Genomic DNA, 13915 nt, shown 5'->3' with positions numbered 1-13915 from the left:
GCCCCGGGGCCACCAGGCCGTGGCCGTGGTGGCCGTTGGCGGGAGGTGTGGCCTCGGGGCGCACCGCGTGACGCACCGTCAGGTTCAAGTCCTCCGGGTCCCAGGCCAGGAGCAGGTCGAAGAGACGTCGGTCGCCGTCGAGCTTCAGGGAGTCCACCGGTATACGGCCGTACATGGCCAGGACCAGCTCGTCGGCCGTGCCCCGGGCGGAGGCGTCGGCTGCGTTCGGGCCCTCATCGGCAGCGGTGCCGGGTTCGGGGAGCGGGACGGTTCGTGCGCCGTCCGCGGAGAGCCACAGGCGCCAGGAGCGGCCCTCGGCGCGCAGGCTGACTGCGGCCGTTCCCTCAACGCGTAGCGTGCGCCCCAGGCCGACAGGACACCAGAGCAGGCCCGACAGGACACCAGAGCAGGAGTGGGCCGAACCGCTCAAAGGTCGATGCACTCGCTCAAGTCGTGCGTTGTGCCAGCTCAGCCCGTCTTCCCGTGCGGCTCGGCCGGTAGGCTGAACTGATCATTCCAGAAGAAGGGCCACGGCTTCACGGTGACCGAGTTCCGCCCCCACACCCTGTTTTCCTTCGGCACGCTGTTGGACGAGCGGGTCCAGACCGCTCTCTTCGGCCAACCCGTGCCCAGCTCCGCGGCATCGCTGGCCGGCCACACGACCAGGCCCCTGCCGATCACCGATCCGTCGGTGATCGCCACCAGCGGCATCGACGTACACCTGACCCTGGAGCGAAAGCTCGGCGCCACGGTCGAGGGCGCCGTCCTGCACCTCACCGAGCGAGACCTCGCCGCCGCCGATGCCTACGAGGTGGACGACTACGTCCGCAGACGAGTGCTGCTTTCCTCCGGGGAGAGCGCCTGGGCGTACCTGGACGCGAAACCGCTCCGCCCGGCAGCGCGCGTCGTCATCGTGGGCGACAGCATCGCCTACGGACGCTGCGACCCACAGGGTGGCTGGGCCGCCCGCCTCGCGGCCAGCCACATCGCCGAAAACGAGGCCGATCACCGGGTCTTCAACCTGGCCATCCCCGGCAGCACCTTGATCGACGTATGCGAGCAGACGCCCGGGCTCCTTGCCGCTCGCCGACCCGACACCATCCTTGTCGCCGCCGGCATCAATGACAGCGCCCTGCCGCTCGACCCGTCACAGGCCCGCCCCGATGGCCTTGCGCACATCGCGGACAGCCTCGTTTCGCTGGTCGGCACGGCCCAGAGCCACAACGCACGCCTCGTTGTCATGGGACCGACGTGGGTCGACGAGACGCGTACCCATGACTACGAGGGCCTGCGGTTCACCGAGGCCCGAGCGCAGGCCCTGCGCGAGTCCATACGGACTTGGTGTGCTCAGAACCACGTCGACCACCTCGACATGTGGGAGCCCCTGCACGGCAACACCGAACTGCTCCTGGACGGCCTGCACCCCACCCCCGAAGGACATCAGGTGCTGTCTCGGCATCTCGACGCCCTCAGCCGCTGAGCCCGACAAGGGGCGATTGAGCGCACGTCGAAGAGGCTCGGATCCATCAAGGATCCGGGCCTCTTCGTTGAGCAGCGGGGGCGGGATCCGCACCTAGCTCGTACCGGTGATCATCGGCCATCGGCCTAGTACGAGTCGTGGCTCTGCCAGAACGACCAGGCGCCGCAGGGGCTGCCGTACCGCTCGTTCATGTAGTTCAGGCCCCACTTGATCTGGGTGGCCGGGTTGGTCTGCCAATCCGAGCCCACGGAGCTCATCTTGGAGCCGGGCAGCGCTTGGACGAGCCCGTAGGCAGTGCCGTTGGTGGCCTGGTAGTTCCAGCTCGACTCGTTGTTCACGATGTTGCTGAAGCACTGGAACTGGTCGGCGGGGATGATCTGCCGGGCGATCGCCTGCACGTCGGAGATCGAGTACGAGCTCTGGACCTGGAAGGTGCTCCGGCTCGCCGAGCGGCTGGCGGTCTGGGTTTCCAGATCGCGGGCCTTGGCGTCCTTGTCAGCCTTGTCCTTGTCGGCCTTGGTTTTGTCGGCGGCGCTCTTCTTGGCCTTGGCGTCCTGGGCGGCCCGTAGGCGCGCCGCCTCTTCGGCGGACTTCTTCGCCGAGGCACTGGCCTGCGCGGACTGGGCGTCCGCCTGTTGCGTCAGGGATGCGGTCTGCACCTGGGCCTGCTGGCCGGCGGGTATGTCCGCGAGGAGAGTGCCATCGGCCGCGGCGGCCTCGAAGTTGTCGTTCGAAGTGGCAGCGGGGCCCGCCGCGGCGACGCCGACCACGGCGCCAACGGTGGTGACCGCAGTGGCAGACGCCACCGCGAATCCCCGGACCGATATCCGGCTCACACGGTTTCCTTCCAGCTGTGTGCGCACGGTGACCTCGCGGACGCGATCGTGCCCCTGGCTTTCTCCTCCCAACTGCTGGTCACGGGAAGAACTGGCCCGACGGGCAACTCCCTTGCGGGAGACGCCGCGTGACGCTCGGGCGGCATGTGGCTCACCGATTGAGTTGCGCAGATCTCGGGGTGCCGTATGCGGGGCCTGACGGATGCAAGAGTCTGCTGGAAGTCGCCGCGAGGCAATTCCCCGCGGCGTGTGAAACCTCACACCTCATTCACCCCACCAGTTTCTCCCAGCACCTACCCAAGGCGGAATCGTCCGGCTAGGATCCCGCGCCTGCCGGACGGCGCCAACTGCCGCGTGCTGGTTGAGGACTGAAAGCGCTCCGGGATTTTGGCCGCGCGCGTCGCTAACGGCGCGGAGTCGGGGCGTTAGCGACACGTTGGCGGCTGGTGAGAGGGTCGGCACGGCGTCACAGACGCCGGTGGGTCACATACGGCACCGACTGGGGGCATGTCACCGGACGTGGAGCCTCCGGCGGGGCTGACGGCGTCATGGTTTCCCTGGCGGCGCGTTACAGCAACCCCCCGAGTGGCAGGACGCGTTCGGCGAGGTGGCCGCGGAGTCTTCCGCCGGTGGTGTCGGCTTCGGCGAGCCAGTCGGCGGCGACCAGCAGCTCGACGTGCTCGGCGACCTGGTGGGGGAGCAGGGTGCAGAACGTGGCGGGTTCGTTCAGGGGCAATCCGTCGTCCTCGGGGCGTCCGAGCCGTCCGTCGGGGCTGGTGTGGGCGGCCGTGTACACGGCGAGGAGCCGGGTGGTGGCGCCGAGCTTCTTCTTGCGGAGCTTCCGGTCGCCCACCGCTTTCTGGGCCCAGCCTGAGAGCTTCGAGCGGGTGGTCTTGCCGAAGGCGAACGGTCGGGGCCGCTCGGGCAGCAAGGCGGGGACGGTGATGGCGGTGGGGCTTTCGGGCTGGGAGGCCAGCGCGTCGGCGACCGTGCCGGGCAGGCGCAGCCAGTCGGCCGCGACCAGTTGGTCCAGCACGTGCTCGGCATCGCCTTGCAGCCAGCCGGTGAGGTCCTGGCCGGTGACGTTCCCGGTGCCGGCGCGCGCGGCCCGCAGGGTGAGCATGAGCACCGCGAGGCGGACCTCGGCCTCGGGGTGCGGGGCGTGGGCTTCGACGTACTCCAGCACGCTGCGGGCGTGCACGGACTGCTTCTGGGTCAGCAACCGCTGCACTACCGGCTCGTCGCCGTTCCCCGTGTTGCCGATGATCCGGCCGACGCGGTTGTTCTGCATTTCCCGGGTGGTCTCCGCGGCCTTCTCGGCGCGCCTCGCTTCGTCGCGCAGGGAGCCGTCGCCACTGACGTCGGCCCAGAGGGCGAACGCTCGGGCCTTGCGCTCGTGGAGCTCGGCGAGGAGGGCGGGGTCGGGTTCGGTGCGCTGCTGATAGGCGCGGAAGGCGTCACCCAGCTCGATGAGTTCGACCCGCAGGGCGTCGGGCTGGAGGTCGTGCGGCACGGTCCGCTGCGCGATCTTCCCCCACTGCTTCCCCCGCCCGGACGCCTCGCCCAGCGTGGCGGCGCGGGCACGTGGGACCGGCGTCGGCCCGGTGGCCGGGGAGGACGACGTGCCGCCGACGGGGGAGGGGTGATGGTCGGAGAACAGCGCGGCCACACTGTCAACGGCTCTCGCCGTGCTGTCCGTCGGCTCCGGCTCCGCGGCCGCCCCACTGGCGGCCTGGCCCTGCCGAGCAGGAGGCAGGGCGGTGTCCAGGGCGCGGCAGTCGGGAATGGCGGCCGCGCAGCGCGCGCACATCTCCGCGATCCGCCACAGCCGCCCCGTACGGTCCGCGTACACCGTCAGGACCACCGGGCCCCCGCACCGCACCGCCCCCGTCACCGGCCGTGCCCCGCCCCGCCGTCCGGCGTCGGGGTCGGGCGTGTGCCAGGCGCAGTCGGCGGCGCGGCAGGCACACCACGCCTCACCGCGCGGACCGCCGCCCGCGCGGATGCGGGCCAGGTGCGTGTTGACGTGGCCGACCGCGGCCTTGCGCCCGGCAGCGGCGCCGTCGGGGAAGCGCTGATCGGCGCAGGCGGGGCGGGAGCAGGAAAGTCTTACCGTGCCGGCGGAAGGGCGCCCGTAGGGGTCCAGACGCACCGTCCACACCCGCCCCGCGACGCGCTCCTCCTGCCGTGCGCCGGCCTCCACCGTCATGTGCGTACTCCCAGCGTTACTTGATGGGTTGCCCCGGGCGGTCCCCATCATCGGGGATGGAGCCGAGCATCTCCGGGCGAAACGGAACTTCGGCCCCAGCGTGTCCCCCACCCGGGGATATCCGGCATCACATGACGAACTGTGTTATTGGCCGCCCGCTTCGGCTGAGTTCCACAACAAGCGGGGTCATGCGTCGGCGGGCCGGGCACCCGACGGCCGCAAGGGTAGTTACGGTAAGTTAATTAATGTATTGTTAGTGTTTATGGATGGGATGACACCGCCCGCGGAGGACGCGGCCGAGCTTGCGGCGGCGCTCCGGCTGAGCGTGGGCCGTATCGCCCGGAAGGTGCGGGCGGCCAAGAGTGTGGTGGGGGACCTGGCTCTCTCGGAGGCGTCCGTGCTGGCCCGCCTTGACTCGTACGGGCCTGACTCTCCGGGGGCACTCGCCGAACTGGAGGGGGTGCGTCCGCAGGCCATGGCGACCACGCTGGCCGCGTTGGAGGAGCGCGGTCTTGTGAGCCGCGGGCGGCACGCCAACGACCGTCGCCGCGCGGTCATCACGGTTACGGACGCGGGCCGCAAGATGACGGCCGACCGGCGGTCCGTATCCGTGCAGCGGATGGCCGCCGCCATCGATGAGGAGTTCACCCCCGCCGAGCGACGCGAACTCCTCGCGCTCCTTGAGCTGCTCGACCGGCTCGGGGAGCGGCTGTGAACGCCCGGCGCCCGCCCGGGGCCGCCGAGCCCGTCCCGGGCGGGCGCTACAAGTGGGTCGCGCTGTCCAACACCACGATGGGCGTGTTGATCGCCACCATAGACAGCTCGATCGTGATCATCTCCCTGCCCGCCATCTTCCGCGGCATCGGCCTGGACCCGCTCGCCCCCGGGAACATCGGTTACCTGCTCTGGATGATGCTGGGCTACATCCTGGTCTCCGCGGTGCTCGTGGTCGCGCTCGGCCGCCTTGGCGACATGTTCGGCCGCGTCCGGATGTACAACGTGGGCTTCGCGATCTTCTCGTGCGCCTCACTCGCCCTGTCGCTCGATCCGCTGAAAGGCGGCGCCGGTGCCCTCTGGCTGATCGGCTTCCGGGTCGTACAGGCCGTGGGCGGGGCCATGTTGACCGCGAACTCGGCGGCGATCCTCACCGATGCGTTCCCGGCCGAACAGCGCGGTATGGCGCTGGGCATCAACCAGATCACCGCGCTGGCCGGGCAGTTCCTCGGGCTGCTCGCCGGTGGTCTGCTCGCCACCATCGACTGGCGCGCGGTGTTCTGGGTCAGCGTGCCGATCGGGGTGGTCGGCACCTTCTGGTCGTACCGCAGCCTGCGCGAGATCGGCTCCCGCAAGCCCGGCCGCATCGACTGGATCGGCAATCTCACCTTCAGCGCGGGCGCCGGTGCGCTCCTTGCCGCGATCACCTACGGCATCCAGCCCTACGGCGGCCGGTCGACCGGCTGGACCAACCCCTGGGTGCTCGGCGGGCTGGGCGTCGGGGTCGCGCTGCTCGCCGCGTTCTGCATCGCGGAGACGCGCATCGCCGAGCCGATGTTCCAACTCGGTCTGTTCCGTATCCGTGCGTTCGCCGCCGGAAACCTGGCCTCGCTCCTGACCGCGATCGCCCGTGGCGGCATGCAGTTCATGCTGATCATCTGGTTGCAGGGCATCTGGCTGCCGCTGCACGGCTACGACTTCGAACGCACGCCGCTGTGGGCCGGCATCTTCATGCTGCCGCTGACCGTCGGCTTCCTCATCGGGGGACCGACCTCCGGCTATCTGTCGGACCGCTTCGGCGCACGGCTGTTCTCCACCACCGGGCTGCTCCTTGTGGCCGCCGCGTTCGTCGGACTGCTCGCCCTGCCGGTCGACTTCCCCTACCCGGCCTTCGCGGCCCTGTTGTTGCTCAGTGGGCTCGGCCAGGGGATGTTCTCCGCCCCGAACACCTCGGCGATCATGGGCAGTGTGCCGCCCGAGCAGCGCGGAGCTGCCTCCGGCATGCGCTCGACGTTCCAGAACTCTGGTACGGCACTGTCGATCGGGCTGTTCTTCTCGCTGATGATCTCCGGTCTCGCCGGGTCGCTTCCGCACGCGCTGAACAGCGGCTTGCAGGCCCAGGGCGTGCCCGCGAGCACCGCCGCGCAGGTGGCGGGACTGCCGCCGGTGAGCACGCTGTTCGCCACGTTCCTCGGCAACAACCCCATCAGCCACCTGCTGGGCCCCAGTGGCGTACTGCACACACTGCCCGCCCACAACGTGCAGACCCTGACCGGGACGCGCTTCTTCCCCCAGCTCGTCTCCGGGCCCTTCCACCACGGGCTCGTCACGGTCTTCACCGTCGCCGCGGTGATGGCCCTGGTCGGCGCGGGCGCCTCGGCACTGCGCGGCCGTCACGACAAGGCGGGATCGGACCGGCCGACCGACTCGGTGAAAGGCCGCCAACCCTGGCGGAAAGCGCCCTCCTCGTGAGCGCCGTCCGTACCGGGCGGCCACCCGCAACCCGCTCTGCGAACAGGGTGAACCGGCAGCTCAGGCACAGGACTTGAGAGGTGGGGGGATCAGCTCTTCAGCGTATAGAAGTGGATGGGTGTATTCGGCTTGAAGCCGATGCGGGGGTACACGGGCGCTCCGGCGGCGGTGGCGTGCAGGGTCGCGCGGGTCAGGCCGGTGGCCCGGGCTCCCTCGTGGAGGGCCTTCCTCGTCACCGCCTCGCCGTAGCCCCTGCGCTGCCACTGTGGGGCTGTGGCGACGAGTACGACGAAGAGGCGTCCCGCGGTCCCCACTGTTGCGGCGCACGCCACCGGAACGTCGCCCCGCATGGCCAGATAGGCGTGCACATCGCTCTTCCACAGCGGGGAGCCGACGAGTCCGTCGCGGCCGTCCTCCAACGGAAAGCCGTACGCACGCGAGTTGAGGTCCGCGTACGCCTGGAGCTGTTCGTCGGTGCTCACGCGCGCGAAGGTCAGTTCGGGATGGGCGGGCTCGGGGAGCGGGAGCAGGTCTCCGGCCATGCCGGTGCCGGGGAAGGCGTACTCAAGCCCGGCCCGCTCGGCTGCTCCCGCCAGCGCGGCACGCGCCCCCTCACCGAGGAGGTCCTCAAAGATCCAGAGGTAGCCCGGATGCTTCTTCGAGCGCATGATGTCCACCGCCTCACCCAGGCGTCGCTCGGCGAGCCCCGCATCCGCGTCGACGTCGGTCAAAGTGAGGCAGTTCCAGAACGCGAAGCGGCAGTCGGCCCAACGCACGGCGATCCCACTCAAGTCCCTTACGTCCGCGCCCGCGTCACGGTCGCGCACCATGGCGCGCCAGGCCACGGCCAGCTGCTCCATCGATTCGATCGCCTCCGAGGAATCCTGCACCGAAAGCTCCTTGGCTTGTCGAGTCCGACCCAGGTACGTCGTGTTCCACGCGCTTGCCATCGATTGCCCGACGGGTGCTGCCCGGCCAGCACGCGCAGCAGACCGGACGCCGAGCATCCCGCCCAGTCGGCCGAGCAGCAACTCGTCCATGGATAGAGCATCCCGGCCCACCCCGTCCCGCGTCACCCATACCGACAGGCTCCGACGAGTTGCCCCGGCTTGAAGCGGTCAAGGGGCCGGCGGGTGGACCGGCGCCCCGGGCGGTGGGCGGCCGAGTGAGTGTCAGACCGGTTTCTCTTTGGGGCTGTTGGTGGGGATGGCCGGAAGGTGAGCGGTGCGCGGAGTGCGGTTTCGGGCATGGTGATGGGGTGAAGAGGCTCAAGAGCTCTGTAGCAGTGCTCGTGTTCGCTGTTGTGGGTGCCGCGTCCTCCTGGACGTCAGCCTCCGCTTCCGCCCAGGTCTCGGTGCGGGCCGCAGCCGTACCGGCAGACGCAGCCGCGGTATCGGAGGTGGTCGCGCCTGGAGTCGGATACCGGGCGTTCACTGTGCGCACGTCGCACGGCAGTGCCCGGGTGCATGTGCTGACGGTGGATCTGGGCCGTCGGGGAGTACGGGCCGGCCTGCTGTACGCAGGGGGTGTGGCCGCGCGCGAGAAGGTGTCCGTGATGGCTGCGCGACAGAGGGCGGTGGCCGCTGTCAACGGCGATTTCTTCGACATCGAGGAGTCGCAGCATCCCGGCGTGCAGGCGACCGGCGCGACCTCCGGGCCGGCGGTGCGGGACGGCCGGCCGCTGAAGGCCGCGGTCCCCGACGGGCAGCGCTTCGGCTGGCCCTTGCCTCGGGGCGGCTCCACCGAAGACGTCTTCGGGATCGGCGTCGACGGCAGCGCCCGAACCGGCCGGCTGACGCTGCAGGGGCACATCCGCACCGCCGCCCACGGGACCCTGCCCCTGCGGGGCCTCAACCAATATGCCCTCCCCGTCGGTTCCATCGGGGTCTTCACCCCGCGCTGGGGTGCAACGTCCCGCGCCCGCGCCGTCTGCGGTACCGACGACGTCCGGGCTGCGCCCTGCACCCGGGACGCCTACGAGGTCACGGTCCGGCGCGGAGTGGTCCGTTCCGTCTCGTCGGCACCCGGGTCCGGGCCGATCCCGGAGGGCAGCGTCGTTCTGCTGGGCCGCGAGGCCGGAGCGAAAGCCCTGCGCGCACTGAAACCGGGGACGGCCGTGAAGGTGGACTACCGCCTTGCCTCCAGCGGCCGCGCACCGTTCGCCTTCGCTCTCGGCGCCCACCCGATCGTCGTGCGAGGCCGGCCGTTCCCCGGTCTGGACACGGTGGTTGCCGAACCGCGTTCGGCCATCGGGATCACTCGGGGCGGCCACGTGATGCGCCTCCTGTCGACGGACGGCAGGGAAGGAACGTCCAGCGGGCTGACCGTGAGCGAGCTCGCCCGTCTTCTGGCCACCTTGGGGTGCGATGCGGGCGCCTACCTGGACGGCGGCGGATCCGCCACCTTGGCGACCCGGGACCACACCGGCCGCCTCGTGGTGCGCAACGCCCTTGACCATGGCGAGGAACGCGCCGTCTCCAACGGCGTTGCCGTGTACTCCCGTTGAGACATCCGGGGTGTTGAGGGCAACCCCAGGGGGCAACTCGGCGGCGGGGGCGACAGCAGGGCGGCTCCAAACGCCCCCTCTGTCGTGGCCGGCTGCGGCGCCGACCGTCCGCCTTGGCATCGGCCTGGTCCCGGCCGTAACGTGCTGATTTCGCGGAGAAGTCAGTGATCGGCGCCGGTTGGACTTGTCAACCAAGCCCTGCGTTAGGATCGGCATCTTTCCGTAAATTTCAGGAGTGAAGCCACTGTGAGCGAGCAGCCGCAGCCGCCCATCCAGCCGCCCGGTCATGGCCACCCGAACCAGGATCCCGGCGCGACCGGCCAGGCAGGTCCCTACGGCCACCCGCAGGGTGGATACCAGCAGGCGCCGGGGTATCCGCCGCCGCCCGGCTTCTATACGGGCGACCCCAATGCGCCCTACGGCTACGACCCTTACGGCCGCCCGTACTCGGACAAGTCGAAGATCATCGCGGGAGTCCTTCAGCTCACCCTGGGCTCGCTGGGTATCGGCCGTTTCTATGTCGGTTCCGTCGGTGTGGGCATCGCTCAACTGCTCACCTGCGGCGGGCTCGGGGTCTGGGCGCTGATCGACGGGATCATGTACCTCGTCGGCGACGACCGCACGGACGACCGGGGCCGGATCCTGCGTGGCTGACTCGGTCCGGTCGGCGTCGGCGCGGGGCCGCCTCGCCCGGCATCCCGCGGTGGCACCCCTGACGGTGCTCGTCGTCGGCGCCGCAGGGGCCTGGTACTTGTGGGGCACTGACCCGCACGAAGGCGGACACCTGCTGCCCGCCTGCCCGTTCCGGCTCGTCACCGGACTGCTCTGCCCGGCCTGCGGCGGCACCCGCATGACATACGACCTGATGCACGGTCACCTCGCCGAGGCCTGGCTTGACAACCGGGCCCTGCTGCTCGTCGCCCCGTTCGCGCTGGCCCTGTGGGGCCGCTGGACGTTGGAGGGGCTGAGGGGCCGGTCGTGGAGACCGGAGATCGGTCCGGCTCTCCAAGTGCTGATCCTGCTCGCGGCGGTGGCCTGGGCGGTACTGCGCAACGTCACTTGAGATGCCGCGGTCGGGAATCGATCACGAAAGAGGGGCCGTCGCTCCGCCCCTCTTCCCTTTCCGCTTCCGCTGCCATGCCCGTGTCCTTATGCCCCGTATGTGCGGGTTATGATCGTTATGCGTAGGGGGGACGGCTCACGGCTGCTCGTGGCCGCCGTAGTCGAGTCAGTGCGCGATGAGCGAGGTTCCCCCCTGGGCCGTCTCGGCAGTCCGCCCGGCCTGTCACACCTCTTCCCAGGAGCACCACCATGACTGTCCCCGCCGGCCCCGCCGCTCCCTTCGGCTACGACCCCCAGGGCCGCCCGTACTCGGACAAGTCGAAGATCGTCGCCGGAATCCTCCAGCTCTTCCTCGGCACGTTCGGCATAGGCCGGTTCTATGTCGGTTCCGTCGGTGTGGGTATCGCTCAGCTGCTCACCTGTGGCGGGCTCGGGTTCTGGGCGCTGATCGACGGGATCATCTACCTCGTCAGCAACGACCGCACCGACAAGGAGGGCCGCGTGCTGCGCGGCTGACGCAGTGTGGGCCGCCCGTCGGCCCCTGCGCCCGAGAGCCCCGACGACACGGGGCCCTGTCGGAATCCGCCCCGCTGGATCTCATCCAGCGGGGCGGATCGCTGTGCTGAGCGAGGTACGCGTCCGGGCGCGGTGCCGGGCCCGAGTCTTCGACTGTGGGTGTGACCAGTGGTTTCGGATGGTGGTGCCGCCGGTGAGGAATCCGGGGGACCGGAGCGGAAGCGGGGCTGACCGGGGGTATCCGTTTTTCCGCCACTCGGCAACCAACCAGCCTGACTTTCCACGTCACTTGAGCGCCGCGTCACCTGCCCCCAGAACTGCCCTCACGATCGGGTCTTGAGGCCGTCCAGGATGAGGTCGAGCAGACGCTCGGCCCGTTCGCGTTGTTCGGGTTTGGCCGAGGTGAGGGCGATGCCTTCGAGGGCGGCGCTCATGTCGGCGGGGCTGATGTCGGTGCGGATCGCCCCGGCGGCCGCACACGCGTCCATGAGGGTGGTGATGGCGGCCTGGACCATGTCCCGGCTGTGGCCGTAGGGGCTGTTTCCCTTGGCAGCGATGGCGCGCAAGGCATCGATCATGCCGGCCTTGGTCGTGACGTAGTCCAGGAAGAGGCGTGTCCAGTCGTGCAGGGCTTCGTAGGGCGGCTTTTGCGCGAGCAGGCCGGGGGCCGCGTCGCACAGCTGGGCCACCTCGTTGCGGTAGACCGCCTCGATCAGGGCCTCCCGGGTGGGGAAGTTGCGGTACAGGGTCGCGCTGCCCACGCCCGCCTCCTTGGCGATGCGCTCCAGGTGCGCGTCCAGCCCCTCCTCGGCCAACACGCGCACCGCGGCCGCGAGGATCTTGTCTCTGTTGCGCCGTGCGTCGGCTCGCAGCGGGCGTTGTGCACTGTCGGCCATCAGCGGTCGCCACTCTCCTCTCTCGTTCCCTCTCACCTTGCTAAGTGGGGGAGCATCCACTTAGCCTTGGCGTAAGTGGTGGCGCCCCCACTTCTATCGTAGGTCATGACCTGACCTGCGTTCATCCACTTTGGAGGGACATTGATCATGTCGGGTGTTGAGGGCAAGGTCGTAGCGATCACAGGTGCCAGCAGTGGCATCGGAGCGGCGACGGCGGCCTACCTCGCGGAGAAAGGTGCCCGGCTCGTACTCGGGGCCCGACGGGAGGATCGGCTGAACGCGGTGGTGGACCAGATCACGGCGCGGGGCGGCTCAGCCGTCGGCGCCGTCATCGACGTGACGCGCCGAGAGGATCTCAAGCGCCTGACGGACACGGCGGTCGACCGGTTCGGCCGGCTCGATGTCCTGGTCTCCAACGCCGGCACGATGGCGGTGTCACCGTTCGACGAGCTGCGTCAGGACGACTGGGACGCCATGGTCGCCACCCATGTCACCGGCTTGCTGAACGGCATCGCGGCGGCACTTCCCATCTTTCGGCGGCAGCGCTCCGGCCAGTTCGTCAACGTTGCCTCCACCGCGGCCTACGTCGTGAAATCCCCGCAGGGCGTCTACGCGGCCACCAAGACGGCGGTGAAGGTGCTGACCGAGGGGCTGCGGCAGGAGTCGGGACCTCACCTGCGTGTCACCCTCGTCTCACCGGGGTTCACCAACACCGAAGGCGTGGGCAAGGGAGGGAGCCCCGAAGCGGCGGCGGCGATCGCCCAACAGCGCGACGAGATCGCCATCCCGCCCTCCGCCATCGCATCCGCGATCGGCTACGCGATCGAGCAGCCCGCCGGCATCGACATCAGTGAGATCGTCGTCCGGCCCACTGTGCAAGCCTGACATCCGGAAACGTCCGCCACGGAGCGGTTGCCTCCAGAGACCGATGCCGCGTGCCCGAATTTCTCCGCCCCGCGGGCTCGTCGCCATCGTCCTCGCACGCCGTACGAGGGCCAGGGGGCGGGCGGCCGGTTCAGCTGCCGTTGATGTCCGCCGTGCGCATGCTGCTGACCGCGTCACCGACGCTGTCGCGGTACAGCCCCAGCTTGGGGTGCTGGACGACGGTGGCTCCCTCGTTCATCGGGAAGTTGTGCGTCTCGGCGTTCGGGAAGCGCTGGTCCGCGAGGACGTTGATCTCGTCGATGCCGCCGTTGCTGCCCTTGGCGCCGTTGGGGTCGACATCGAGTACCGCGTAGACGGTGCGACCCGCGTAGACCGGCACGGCGGGGGCGCCACCCAGACCGCTGGGCACGAGCGGGTGGATGTTGTGGGAGCGGTCCGCGCCGTTCTTCGAGCCGAGGTCGACCCTGGGGTAGTACGAGGAGAGACCGCAGGCGGCCTTGCCGTGATTGGTCACGGCGATGACGTACTGGTCCGGGTTCGAGTCGAGCTCCTTCGTGCTGATCGAGAGCTGCCCGGCTGTGCACAGGTGCTTGTAGGCGTAGGAGTCGCTGGTGGCGTCCTTTCCGCCCGTCTTCGTGCCGCCGGTTCCGGATGCGTTGGTTGCGGAGGCGGATCCGCTTCCACCGCCGGCCTTGGCGCCACCGGATCCGGGCGTGGCCGTCGCAGTGGCGGTGCCCGGGCTCGCGCCGCCGCTGGAAGGGCTTGCGGCCGCGTGGTCCGAGCCGCCTCCGCAGGCGGTCAGGGCCAGCGCCGCGCCGGTGGTGACGAGAGCGAGCGAGATCGTACGACGACGAACAGTCATGCTGGATTCTCCGTTTCAGTCTGCGTGGGACTCCACGGGACATCGGCACGCCCCGGCCGGACTCCGTGCGGTGCGCAGCTATTTGCTGCACACCTCTGTACACGGGTCACGAGGAGGCGGGGTTGCCCGGCCGATGTCACAACTGCCAGGACGAGCCGGTGACTTGAAGCGGACACTCCGGATGGCGGAGGCGCGTG

The 13915-nt window shown here is 69.8% G+C and carries 13 protein-coding genes and 1 pseudogene; 8 read left to right on the top strand and 6 right to left on the bottom strand.

The genetic code is table 11. The features are described from left to right. Positions 1-127 precede the first annotated feature (127 nt). A pseudogene (locus OHA17_RS02500) lies at positions 128-442 on the bottom strand (hypothetical protein); the annotation flags it as partial. 99 nt (positions 443-541) lie between these two features. Between OHA17_RS02500 and OHA17_RS02495 the strand changes: the two are divergent. Beyond that, positions 542-1480 carry a GDSL-type esterase/lipase family protein gene (locus tag OHA17_RS02495; protein ID WP_406503597.1) on the top strand — a complete coding sequence of 313 codons (939 nt, stop codon included), beginning with the start codon at positions 542-544 and terminating at the stop codon, positions 1478-1480. Positions 1481-1605: 125 nt separating this feature from the next. Here OHA17_RS02495 and OHA17_RS02490 read toward each other — a convergent pair whose 3' ends face one another. Continuing rightward, positions 1606-2316, bottom strand: coding sequence for a transglycosylase SLT domain-containing protein (locus OHA17_RS02490; protein WP_053728044.1), 711 nt, complete (start codon positions 2314-2316; stop codon positions 1606-1608). A 568-nt stretch (positions 2317-2884) separates the two neighbouring features. Continuing rightward, positions 2885-4525: a hypothetical protein gene (locus OHA17_RS02485; RefSeq protein ID WP_406503595.1), complete on the bottom strand. Its 1641-nt coding sequence runs from the start codon at positions 4523-4525 to the stop codon at positions 2885-2887. 271 nt (positions 4526-4796) lie between these two features. Here OHA17_RS02485 and OHA17_RS02480 point away from each other — a divergent pair, with 271 nt between their 5' ends. Further along, on the top strand, positions 4797-5240 hold the full coding sequence (locus tag OHA17_RS02480; RefSeq protein ID WP_406503593.1) for a MarR family winged helix-turn-helix transcriptional regulator: 444 nt from the start codon (positions 4797-4799) through the stop codon (positions 5238-5240). Between the two features lie 77 nt (positions 5241-5317). Continuing rightward, positions 5318-6991 (top strand): MFS transporter, encoded by a 1674-nt coding sequence (locus tag OHA17_RS02475; RefSeq protein WP_406510618.1) that lies wholly within the window; start codon positions 5318-5320, stop codon positions 6989-6991. 89 nt (positions 6992-7080) lie between these two features. Here OHA17_RS02475 and OHA17_RS02470 read toward each other — a convergent pair whose 3' ends face one another. Further along, entirely contained in the window at positions 7081-7851 is a 771-nt protein-coding gene (locus OHA17_RS02470; RefSeq protein ID WP_406510617.1) for a GNAT family N-acetyltransferase, read from the bottom strand. Between the two features lie 695 nt (positions 7852-8546). On the opposite strand from OHA17_RS02470, the gene OHA17_RS02465 reads away from it, so the two are divergent. The 4 genes from OHA17_RS02465 (at position 8547) to OHA17_RS02450 (ending at position 11075) form a co-directional block, all read left to right on the top strand. Beyond that, complete coding sequence (locus OHA17_RS02465; RefSeq protein ID WP_406503591.1) at positions 8547-9497, top strand: phosphodiester glycosidase family protein; 951 nt, start codon at positions 8547-8549, stop codon at positions 9495-9497. A gap of 246 nt (positions 9498-9743) precedes the next feature. Then, entirely contained in the window at positions 9744-10151 is a 408-nt protein-coding gene (locus OHA17_RS02460) for a TM2 domain-containing protein (protein WP_406503590.1), read from the top strand. Further along, on the top strand, positions 10144-10560 hold the full coding sequence (locus OHA17_RS02455; RefSeq protein WP_406503588.1) for a DUF2752 domain-containing protein: 417 nt from the start codon (positions 10144-10146) through the stop codon (positions 10558-10560). Before OHA17_RS02460 ends, OHA17_RS02455 begins: the two co-directional genes overlap by 8 nt. Before the next feature lie 248 nt (positions 10561-10808). Further along, positions 10809-11075, top strand: coding sequence for a TM2 domain-containing protein (locus OHA17_RS02450; RefSeq protein WP_398873845.1), 267 nt, complete (start codon positions 10809-10811; stop codon positions 11073-11075). Positions 11076-11398: 323 nt separating this feature from the next. On the opposite strand, the gene OHA17_RS02445 is transcribed toward OHA17_RS02450, so the two are convergent. Beyond that, complete coding sequence (locus OHA17_RS02445; protein WP_406503585.1) at positions 11399-11971, bottom strand: TetR/AcrR family transcriptional regulator; 573 nt, start codon at positions 11969-11971, stop codon at positions 11399-11401. Between the two features lie 147 nt (positions 11972-12118). On the opposite strand from OHA17_RS02445, the gene OHA17_RS02440 reads away from it, so the two are divergent. Further along, positions 12119-12856 (top strand): SDR family oxidoreductase, encoded by a 738-nt coding sequence (locus tag OHA17_RS02440; protein ID WP_406503583.1) that lies wholly within the window; start codon positions 12119-12121, stop codon positions 12854-12856. A gap of 130 nt (positions 12857-12986) precedes the next feature. On the opposite strand, the gene OHA17_RS02435 is transcribed toward OHA17_RS02440, so the two are convergent. After that, positions 12987-13718, bottom strand: coding sequence for a hypothetical protein (locus tag OHA17_RS02435; protein ID WP_406503581.1), 732 nt, complete (start codon positions 13716-13718; stop codon positions 12987-12989). Positions 13719-13915: the final 197 nt, after the last annotated feature.

Source organism: Streptomyces sp. NBC_00212 (assembly GCF_045206365.1).
Taxonomy (GTDB): domain Bacteria; phylum Actinomycetota; class Actinomycetes; order Streptomycetales; family Streptomycetaceae; genus Streptomyces.
This window is presented reverse-complemented; position numbering and strand designations above follow the sequence as displayed.

What these genes read in the sequence shown, in the direction of transcription:
- OHA17_RS02485 (WP_406503595.1), bottom strand. Translation starts at nt 4,525, where the DNA reads ATGACGGTGGAGGCCGGCGCACGGCAGGAGGAGCGCGTCGCGGGGCGG.
- OHA17_RS02480 (WP_406503593.1), top strand. Translation starts at nt 4,797, where the DNA reads ATGACACCGCCCGCGGAGGACGCGGCCGAGCTTGCGGCGGCGCTCCGG.
- OHA17_RS02475 (WP_406510618.1), top strand. Translation starts at nt 5,318, where the DNA reads ATGGGCGTGTTGATCGCCACCATAGACAGCTCGATCGTGATCATCTCC.
- OHA17_RS02470 (WP_406510617.1), bottom strand. Translation starts at nt 7,851, where the DNA reads ATGGAGCAGCTGGCCGTGGCCTGGCGCGCCATGGTGCGCGACCGTGAC.
- OHA17_RS02465 (WP_406503591.1), top strand. Translation starts at nt 8,547, where the DNA reads ATGGCTGCGCGACAGAGGGCGGTGGCCGCTGTCAACGGCGATTTCTTC.
- OHA17_RS02450 (WP_398873845.1), top strand. Translation starts at nt 10,809, where the DNA reads ATGACTGTCCCCGCCGGCCCCGCCGCTCCCTTCGGCTACGACCCCCAG.
- OHA17_RS02445 (WP_406503585.1), bottom strand. Translation starts at nt 11,971, where the DNA reads ATGGCCGACAGTGCACAACGCCCGCTGCGAGCCGACGCACGGCGCAAC.
- OHA17_RS02440 (WP_406503583.1), top strand. Translation starts at nt 12,119, where the DNA reads ATGTCGGGTGTTGAGGGCAAGGTCGTAGCGATCACAGGTGCCAGCAGT.
- OHA17_RS02435 (WP_406503581.1), bottom strand. Translation starts at nt 13,718, where the DNA reads ATGACTGTTCGTCGTCGTACGATCTCGCTCGCTCTCGTCACCACCGGC.